At 45.9% G+C, this 9,486-nt stretch carries 7 protein-coding genes; 5 read left to right on the forward strand and 2 right to left on the reverse strand.

Annotation, left to right across the window (positions count from 1 at the left end; translation table 11 throughout):
* The first annotated feature begins 57 nt into the window (after positions 1-57).
* The 5 genes from AC37HE_RS07390 (at position 58) to AC37HE_RS07410 (ending at position 7,539) form a co-directional block, all read left to right on the forward strand.
* Positions 58-924, forward strand: coding sequence for an AraC family transcriptional regulator (locus AC37HE_RS07390; RefSeq protein ID WP_500782165.1), 867 nt, complete (start codon positions 58-60; stop codon positions 922-924).
* A 140-nt stretch (positions 925-1,064) separates the two neighbouring features.
* Positions 1,065-2,609, forward strand: a complete 1,545-nt coding sequence (locus tag AC37HE_RS07395; protein ID WP_500782166.1) for an acyl-CoA dehydrogenase family protein — start codon at positions 1,065-1,067, stop codon at positions 2,607-2,609.
* 155 nt (positions 2,610-2,764) lie between these two features.
* Entirely contained in the window at positions 2,765-4,918 is a 2,154-nt protein-coding gene (yccS, locus tag AC37HE_RS07400; protein WP_500782167.1) for a YccS family putative transporter, read from the forward strand.
* Between the two features lie 110 nt (positions 4,919-5,028).
* Positions 5,029-6,399: a dipeptidase gene (locus tag AC37HE_RS07405; RefSeq protein ID WP_500782168.1), complete on the forward strand. Its 1,371-nt coding sequence runs from the start codon at positions 5,029-5,031 to the stop codon at positions 6,397-6,399.
* A 402-nt stretch (positions 6,400-6,801) separates the two neighbouring features.
* Positions 6,802-7,539 (forward strand): DUF6261 family protein, encoded by a 738-nt coding sequence (locus tag AC37HE_RS07410; protein WP_500782170.1) that lies wholly within the window; start codon positions 6,802-6,804, stop codon positions 7,537-7,539.
* A gap of 202 nt (positions 7,540-7,741) precedes the next feature.
* On the opposite strand, the gene AC37HE_RS07415 is transcribed toward AC37HE_RS07410, so the two are convergent.
* Entirely contained in the window at positions 7,742-8,461 is a 720-nt protein-coding gene (locus tag AC37HE_RS07415) for a YiaD family glycine zipper/OmpA-like lipoprotein (protein ID WP_500782171.1), read from the reverse strand.
* A gap of 184 nt (positions 8,462-8,645) precedes the next feature.
* Positions 8,646-9,486: spondin domain-containing protein (locus tag AC37HE_RS07420; RefSeq protein ID WP_500782172.1), on the reverse strand; the 841-nt coding region annotated here is incomplete at its 5' end.

Raw genomic sequence — 9,486 nt, forward strand, 5'->3', positions numbered from 1 at the left:
TATTTGCGCAAAAATGTACTATTTTTGCAAAATACAAGCTGACATTCTATGAAAATCATGCACGAACAAGTATGTTTCAGAGGAACTAATTCCTTCAACGTAAAATGGGATGAATTTCCTCATTTTACCTTTCCATGGCACTTTCACACGGAGTATGAGCTTGTTTACGTGATTAAAAGTTTTGGAAAACGTTTTGTTGCCGACCATGCGGATGATTTCACCGACGGTGATTTGGTGTTATTGGGACCAAACCTTCCCCATTTCTGGAAGAATGATGATGTCTTTTTCAAAGATGATCCGAATTATAAAGTCAATGCGATTGTTATTCACTTTCCGGCAGACTTTTTCCAACATCAGCTCGAGCAGTACCCCGAATTTGCCTCAATCAACAAATTACTGGAACAGGCAAAACGAGGTGTTCACTTTCCGATTACTACGTCGAAGCAGCTCGACAAATTACTCCGACGGTTACTTAAGCAAGATGGCTTTGACCGAACACTAAACCTGCTTTCGATTCTAAACGGGCTGGCCCGGTCTAAAGATTACCGCATATTAGCCAGTAAAAGCTACCAGCCCGAACGACAAAACTGGACCGGTAATCGCATGGACCGTATCATGCACCTGATAAACTCGAACTACCGGCAACAATTAAAAGTGGAGACAATCGCTTCGGAAATAGGCATGAACAAGACCGCATTTTGCCGCTACTTCAAAGAAAAAACAGGAAAGTCATTCATCAGCTTCATCAACGAAATGCGAGTTGGTTATGCCTGCAAACTACTCCAGGAAAACAAAATGACCGTTTCGGAAATTGGTTTTGAAAGTGGCTTCAATAACCTTTCAAACTTCAATCGCTGTTTTAAGCGGATTACCATGCACAACCCAATAGCTTACCGCAACCGGTTCCTTTCAGCACATCCGTAGTCCTGCATCAAGGATGGAAAATGCACTATAACACATAATTACTGCCATTCTAAATACCGAATAACTCAAAACATTCTTGCCTTGCTTGTGTTTCATTACCGTTAAAGATATTTCCATCTTTTATTTTGAATTAAGAAAGCATGAATGAATTAATTTCGAAATCTCCACTTAAAAAGGATATTTCTACGCCTACACTTGAACCAATCCAGGACCTCTTAAAAAGATTGAAAGAGAAAATGCACCAGGTATTTCACCTGCGTGGCGATGTCAACCAATATGCACAACAAAGAGGGATGCCTCCTTTTGTTATGCGCGAAATCATGGATGTAAATCCGTTGTCAATCGGTATTCCAACTGAATATGGTGGCCGCGGTGCAGTTATGCGCGAAAACCTGGCACTGTTGGAAACAGCATCGTACGAATCGTTGGCCCTTTCATTAACTTTTGGGATTAACTCGGCACTGTTCCTTCAACCGGTTGCCAAATATGCTTCGCACGAAGCAAAAGCTCCTGTATTCAAACGTTTCATCGAAAACAGAACAATGGGGGGCTTAATGATTACTGAACCGGATTATGGTAGCGATGCCTTGAATATGCAAACATCGTTTACCGAAAGTGATGACCATTTTAACCTGTCGGGCAAAAAACATTGGGCCGGACTAACCGGCTGGGCCGATTTCTGGCTGCTGACAGCACGTGGCAAAACTGAAAAAGGTGACCTGAAACGCGACCTCGACTTTTTCATTTGCGATGTGACCCAGCCCGGACAATCAATTAAAGTTGAAGAATTTTACGACAACCTGGGGCTTTATCAAATTCCTTACGGCCGTAACCATATCGACGTTAGCATCCCCAAAGTACAGAAACTAAACCCGCATACAACCGGTGTAAAAATGATGCTGGACCTGCTTCATCGCAGCCGCATGCAGTTCCCCGGAATGGGAATGGGGTTCATTCATCGTATGCTCGACGAGGGTATTAACCACTGTAAACAACGTCTGGTTGGTGGCAAAAGCCTGTTTAGCTACGACCAGGTTCAGGAGCGTTTATCGAAACTGCAAGCATCCTTCACCGTTTGTTCGGCCATGTGTGCCAACAGCGCCAAGAATGCAGGACTTGATAAAGACCTCACCGGAATTGGTATTGAAGCCAATGCCGTTAAATCAGTCGTTACCGACCTGATGCAACAGGCCGCACAATCTGTTACACAATTAGTTGGTGCGAAAGCATACCGAAACAGCCACATTGCCGGACGTGGTATTACCGATAGCCGTCCGTTCCAGATTTTCGAGGGCTCGAATGATATTTTATATGCACAGATTTCAGAGGGAATCGTGAAACAAATGAAGAAACTGAAGGAGTCGAACCTCTTCCAGTTCATGAAAGAAAATCCGTTGACCAGCCGATCAGCCGATCAGTTAAAAGATTTGTTCAACTTTAAGCTCGACATGCAACTTCCACAGCGCAAATTGGTTGAACTTGGACAAATTATGGGCCGAGTCATTTCAATGGACATGGTTCACAAACTGGCTGACGAAGGGTTCCGCAAAGATCTGATTGATGGTGGACTGGACATGCTCCAGCAGGAAATTCAACAATTGATGGGAACATTCCATCACAAACCACAATTGGTGGTCGTTGATAATTACCAGGAAAATAGTTCATGGTTAAAATATTCAGTGTAACAACTGATCTTATTTAGGGTTAAAAGCACTTCCGAGGTGGAAGTGCTTTTTTTATTTTGAAAAAGTTAACGAATCAAGCTCATTGGCGCCGGTGATAACCGCCGTTAAACGGAATTACTACTTTTGTAAGAAATTAACTCCGAAAATCACCAATCTTGACATTAACACAGCAAATAAACCTCTGGTTGGAAAAACGCCGCTGGTACGAACCACTTCGTCGCGAGTTTTGGAGCCGCCCCGACCGGCTGATGGCAGCCAAAGCAACCCTGGCCATTGCCATACTGGCTATTCCTTTTGTCGCAATGGGCAAACCCTTCTTCGGCATCACCCTTGGTCTGGGAGCTTTAGCCGGTGCACTGTCCGAAACAGATGACCACCCCAAAGGGCGTATCAAATCACTCATCCTGAAAGTCGGCAGCTTCGGAATCTCGAGTCTTGCTGTGGGGCTTTTGCGCCCCTATCCTATTCTCCTGGGCTTAGGTCTTGGCATATCAACAATTGGATTCCTGCTGATTGGCGGTTTGGGAGAACGTTACCGAGGCGTAACTTTCGGAGCTATTTTGGTCGGTATTTATGCGATGTTGAGCATCGAAATCAGCCCCGCCTGGTACTGGCCCGCCATATTAATGACTGCCGGCTCTTTGTTCTATGGTCTTCTCTCGCTGGCACTGATGTACTATCGCCCCTATCGACTGCTGGAAGAACAGCTGGCCCGGGGCTTTAATGCCCTGGCCGATTACTTCGATGAAAAGGCCAATCTTTTCCCCAGCGACGAAAAAGTGCAAAGCGAAGTTCGCAATAAATTAGCCTTGCTCAACGTGAAACTGGTTGGCTCACTCGACCGTTGTCGCGAGGTGATGCGCAGTTATGCCGATGCCCTGAAAGATGACACCCCTCTACGCGTGTACCTGCAATATTTTATGCTGCTTCAAAGTTTGCACGAACGTGCGGCATCGAGCCACGAGCGTTACGACCTGCTCAGCCAGGATCCGCACAACCAGGAGATGATGGAAGGTATCGGCCAGATCCTGCACCAGATGTCGGATGCTATTCGCCAGTTTTCTTATGCCCTGCTAACCGGTGTACCCTACCGCCACCCGATTGCCTTAAACTGGAGTATAAAAGCCTTGCACGACAAGCAAATCTTATACAAACAGGATGCAAACCATCCACTGAGCCTGTTGATTCACAACCTGACCCGTTCCAACATTTCACTGCAACGACTGGCCGACGAAAAGCAACGCACAATTACCCCAAAACTGGCCAAGGACACCCGTACGATGTGGCAACGCCTGAAAGAACAACTGAGCTTTCATCATCCGCGAATGCGCCATGCCATTCGGTTAAGCATCTGTTTTATGATTGGCTTTGCTATTTCGGAAAGCTTACACATGCAGAAAGGCGAATGGATTGTACTAACCAGCTTGTTTGTTTGTCAGCCCAGCTACAGTGAAACACGCCGCCGATTATTCCAACGGGTTTTGGGAACCATTACCGGAGTAGTATTCGGGGTACTGCTGATTCAAATACTACCAACCGCTGCCGGACAGCTGTTATTTTTGCTGGCTTCATCCTTCTTTTTCTTCAGCTGGCTTCGTCGTCGGTATTCCACAGCAGTCATCTTCATCACCACCTTCGTATTGTGCGTGTTCAACCTGGCCTCGCACCAGGGAGTGGCAGCCATGGTCCCCCGACTAATCGACACCATCATTGGTTCGGTGCTGGCGATTATTTCAGTTCGCCTCTTGTGGCCCGACTGGCAGCACAAGCGTCTGCCGAATTTGCTGAACACAGCTTTCGAGAAAAATGCCTTATACTTCGAGGCCATCATCAACGAATATACGGAGAACAGTACAGGCGACGATTTCGATTATCGTGTGGCCCGTCGTCAGGCACATCGCGCCGACAATGCCCTGGTGCTGGCCTGGCAGGATATGCAGCTCGAACCACGTAAACATCAGCACTTGCGGGAGCAGTCGTTCACCCTCACTTACCTGAACCATGCCTTGCTGTCGTATCTTTCAGCCTTGGGATCGCATCGCGAATTAGGCGAGAAAAATACCAGTGAATTGCTGGAACCAGCCAGGTTTATTCTCTCAATTTTACAAGAAGCCAGGGTGCCCATGCCTGCTGAACTGACCGAAAAGAAACAAGAACTTCAGGCTTTGGTAAACGACCTTCGCGAAAAACAAAACAATGGTGGCTCATCCATTCCCATTCAACAATTGCGGGTATTAACCAATATTGCCGAACTAAGTTTGAAACTGGTTGACCGCGCTCAGCCCTTCGAATTCGCAAAACAGGCTTAAACACTGACATATATCAAGTAATTCAAGGTGGAAAAGCTTTCAAATGTCGTGGCTCGTTCGCGCTGAAAAGCTTATTTTTAATCAGTTTTAATAACCCAAAAATTTCTTGAATGAAGAACATTGAACAATACATCGAAGAGAACAAAGAAAGATTCTTAGATGAACTGTTCGGACTGATTCGAATTCCATCAATCAGTTCAATTTCGGTGCATAAACCCGACATGTATAAAGCTGCTGAATACTGGAAAGAAACTTTACTGAAAGCCGGGGCTGACCGTGCTGATGTGTACGAGACTGCCGGCAACCCGGTAACTTACGGCGAAAAGATAATGGACCCGACCAAACCAACGGTACTGGTTTACGGTCATATGGATGTGATGCCTGTTGAGCCGTTGGAGTTATGGAAGACTCCTCCCTTCGAACCGGAAATCCGCGATGGTAAAATCTACGCCCGTGGTGCCGATGACGATAAAGGCCAGACCTTTATGCAAGCCAAAGCCTTTGAATATATGGTGGCCAACGATTGCCTTCCGTGCAACGTAAAATTCATGATTGAAGGTGAAGAAGAAATCGGGTCGCCCAACCTGGGTGCCTGGTGCGAGGCCAACAAAGAGATGCTGAAAGCCGATGTGATTTTAGTATCGGATACCGGCATGATTGCCCCCGACATTCCATCGATTACCACCGGACTACGCGGTCTGGCCTACTGGCAAGTTGAAGTAACCGGCCCAAATCGCGACCTGCACTCGGGTATGTACGGTGGTGCTGTTGCCAACCCCATTAATGTGCTGACCAAGCTGATTACACAAATGACCGACGAAAATGGGCGGGTAACCATCCCTGGTTTTTACGACGATGTAGAAGAAGTGTCGGCTGAAGAGCGCGAACTGTTAGGCCGTGCACCCTTTGACCTGGAAGATTATAAAAAGGCCTTGGAACTGGAAGAAATTGAAGGTGAAACCGGCTTTACCACCAACGAACGCACCGGTATTCGCCCGTCGTTTGATGTGTGTGGAATCTGGGGTGGCTATATGGGCGAAGGCGCTAAAACGGTGATCCCCTCGAAAGCATACGCTAAGATTAGCAGTCGTTTGGTGCCCAACCAGGACCACGAGAAAATCGCGATCCTGTTTAAAGAGCACTTCGAGGCCATTGCTCCTAAAACGGTTAAAGTTGAAGTGACATCGTTGCACGGCGGACAAGCTTACGTGTGCCCGATCGACATTCCGGCCTACCAGGCTGCCGAAAAAGCGTACATGGATACTTATGGCAAACGTCCGGTTCCTGTTCGCAGCGGAGGAAGTATCCCCATCATTTCGACCTTTGAACAAGTACTGGGAATTAAATCGGTACTCATGGGCTTCGGTTTGGGGTCGGATGCTATTCACTCGCCCAACGAGAACTATCCGCTGGAGCAATTCTTCAACGGCATTAAAACCATTCCGAAATTCTACCAGTATTTTGTTGAGTTAAGCAAATAAGCCAAATTTATAAACTATTCGAAATCCGCTTTTCAACTTGAGAAGCGGATTTTTTGGTTTTAATCCGTATTAACCGGCCAACCAAAATCATTTTCACCAATTTATTTATTCTTAAATAATCAATTTAATCCTGTTCACTATTTTATGAATTCATATTTATCAAATTAGACTGATTCAGATATTTATTATTTCATAAAGCATAAAAACAGCTATATCCATTCTTTTATGAATTAATAAAATATTAAAACAACTAGAACTAGTTTATTATTTCATCTTAAATGTTGAAAAACAGCTTCATGGAAGGAGATCAACGCTACAAAAGGGCTTAACTTGTCTTATTTCCGGGGAAAACACAGCGTTAAAGCAAGCCAGACCAATCCGGAACAACACAATTAAACAGTTATGCAGCCACTCAAAAAAGTCCACATTAATAGCTCAAGCTCTGAAGTGAGCAGCCTTGCCACGGAAATCGTTGACCATTACCACAATGCCGGCTTAGCTGAAGTTCCCTATCTCCCGGCCCTAATCGGCGAGCTAAGCCAAATGCAACAAGAATTGGTGCGAGCCATTAAGCGCATCAAAACCAAATCGGACTTAAAGCAAGCCGATGCCTCCCGCGATAAGGCCCTGAAAGCGCTTTTTCATTTTACAAACGGGCAACAGTACCATTATGCCGATGAGATAAAGCAAGCAGCACGGCAAGTGAATAAAATTTTGAGGAACTACGGACCGGCCATTACGCGCGAAAGCTACGATATTGAGAGTTCACTGGTTAGCTCACTCCTGCAGGATTTGCACAAACCCGACCTGCAAGCAGCCATCAACCGGTTGTCGGGTTGCAGCGAGCTGATTGTCCTCTTGGATGAACAGGAACAGGCTTTTATAAAGGCACAGGCCACTTTCACCATGACCCGTATTGAAGAGAAAAAAACGCCCAGCGCATCGCTGCTTCGTAACCGCCTGATTCAATACCTAAATAGCCACTTGCTTGTTTTCCTGAGAGCCATGTACCTGGTCGACGAGCCCTTATATGGTAATTTTGCCCGAGTTGTTGCGGTAGCTATTGCCGAAAATAACCGCAATGTGAAACGCCGCCAGGGAAAACGAAAAAAGAAGCAAGCCACAAGCGAGGGGCAGTGAGCGAAGGTAAGCATGCCTTTAGGGATCCGATCTTTTGGAAAAATAGGATCCCTAACCAAGGCCAAGTCAACAATAAGCCTTCAACCCCATTCGTGTTCCACCTTACCAAGGTAAACACCTCTTGAAATCTGAAACTTAAAACTAAAAAAAGCCACCTCAACATGAGTTGAAGCAGCTCTTTCAGTTAGATTCTATTATCTTTTTATTTCAGCGTACCGGCTTCGGCTTGCTGAATCATCGTTTCGTTTGCTGTGATGTAAATTTCAACACGACGGTTTTGAGCACGTCCCTCGGCAGTTTCGTTACTGGCAACAGGCTCATCGTAAGCTTTTCCTTCGGTAGTCATACGGCTTGCAGCCACACCATTGTCTATTAAATATTTGTCAACCGACTCGGCCCTTTGTTCAGACAATTTCTGATTCACTTCGCGCGAACCCGTGTTATCCGTATGGCCGTATATCTTCACATCGGTATCGGGGTTCGATCTCAGCGAAGTAGCGAACTTCAGCAACGACTCTTTCGAGGCGGCACTCAAATCGGCTTTACCGGTTGAAAAAAGGATACCACTATCGAAAGTTACTTTAATCGCCTGCAGGTTGTTTGAGTCGGTCACGCCTTCAACCTGTGCTCCTTCAATCTTTTCCAGTTCGGCTTGCTGTTTATCCATCTTTTTACCAACCAAAATACCGGCTCCGGTACCTACAGCACCACCAATAGCAGCGCCAATGACCGCACCTTTACCTGATTTCTTAGCTAAAATAGCTCCAAGTCCTGCACCAACAGCAGCACCTCCGGTACCACCTAAGATTCCGCCTTTGGTTTTATTGTTTTGTGCTGCCCATTGCGACGATGAGCAAGAGGAAAATATTAACGCAGCGCATAATAACAGGACAGTTGATAGTTTTAGTCTCGTTGTTTTCATAATTGTTTTTGTTTTTTTAGTATTTGCTTTTTATAACAATCCAAAGTTAAAACAGATTAACGCAACAGCGAAAAAATTATTATCAACAAAATAATCCTTTTTAACGAATACAAAGCCGGCAAAGGTGAAGAAAAACTCCCTGCTACCCGCAAGCGACAGGGAGTTCAAGCACTTGGCATGCAAGCTAGTTTTTGTGAATAGTTACCTTAATAACCTGGTCTGCTGTTGGCCATGGCAAATCGTCGTTGAGTATACTTACCGTTCCGTTTTCCTCTGTGTTGGCCGATGTTTGTGCCCCGGGATATTCATTCACCTCGGTGCCGGCATCATAAAGCTCAATAAAATGCGTTAAATCTTTCTCTGCATCACCGTAATCGAGCTTAATCCCTTCGTCGCCGGTTGAAAAGAAAATATCGTTGGAAGCTCCCAACATGGAAGCAATGCTCAGGCTTTGTCCAACATGTCCGTCGATGGTAAATTGGTACTTCTGCCCCGGGAATAAAGGTCCACTGGTGCCATCGGTACGCATTAGCTGGAAGCCTGTTTCATAGCCGGCAGCCATCAGTGAATTATAAAGCGGCTCCGGATTACCTGTTTCGGCCAAAGTCTCCAGTCCTTCACCATAGTCCGGGGTATCTTCCTTAAAAATCGGGTAGTCTTTTTTATCGTGCAGCACCCAAAGTACCGGTGCTACCGGAGAAACATAACCACTGTTCATTGCCAGGTATTCACTCAAAGGGCCGGCATTACCGGTTTCGGCCAGGGCTTCAAGGCCATCGCTGTAATCGGCCATTCCTTCAGTAAAAATTGGCATTTTCCCGTCGGTATGAACGACCCAGACTACAGGCGATATTGCAGTTGTACTTCCATCAAGCACTTCGATAGTTACTGAAAACAAACTGTTACCGTGAGCATACAAGGTTGCTTTCAGGTTGGACGCAACCGTTCCGTAGTCGTATCCGTCGCCCACTGCCGACATCAACTGAACAAGTCCGTTTTCGTCGGCACCACTATGCGGATTGTCA

This window comes from Mangrovibacterium sp., from assembly GCF_059905295.1.

Bases quoted from the DNA above. Each gene is read 5' to 3' on its own strand.
- AC37HE_RS07390 (WP_500782165.1), top strand. From the start codon at position 58: ATGCACGAACAAGTATGTTTCAGAGGAACTAATTCCTTCAACGTAAAA.
- AC37HE_RS07395 (WP_500782166.1), top strand. From the start codon at position 1,065: ATGAATGAATTAATTTCGAAATCTCCACTTAAAAAGGATATTTCTACG.
- AC37HE_RS07405 (WP_500782168.1), top strand. From the start codon at position 5,029: ATGAAGAACATTGAACAATACATCGAAGAGAACAAAGAAAGATTCTTA.
- AC37HE_RS07410 (WP_500782170.1), top strand. From the start codon at position 6,802: ATGCAGCCACTCAAAAAAGTCCACATTAATAGCTCAAGCTCTGAAGTG.
- AC37HE_RS07415 (WP_500782171.1), bottom strand. From the start codon at position 8,461: ATGAAAACAACGAGACTAAAACTATCAACTGTCCTGTTATTATGCGCT.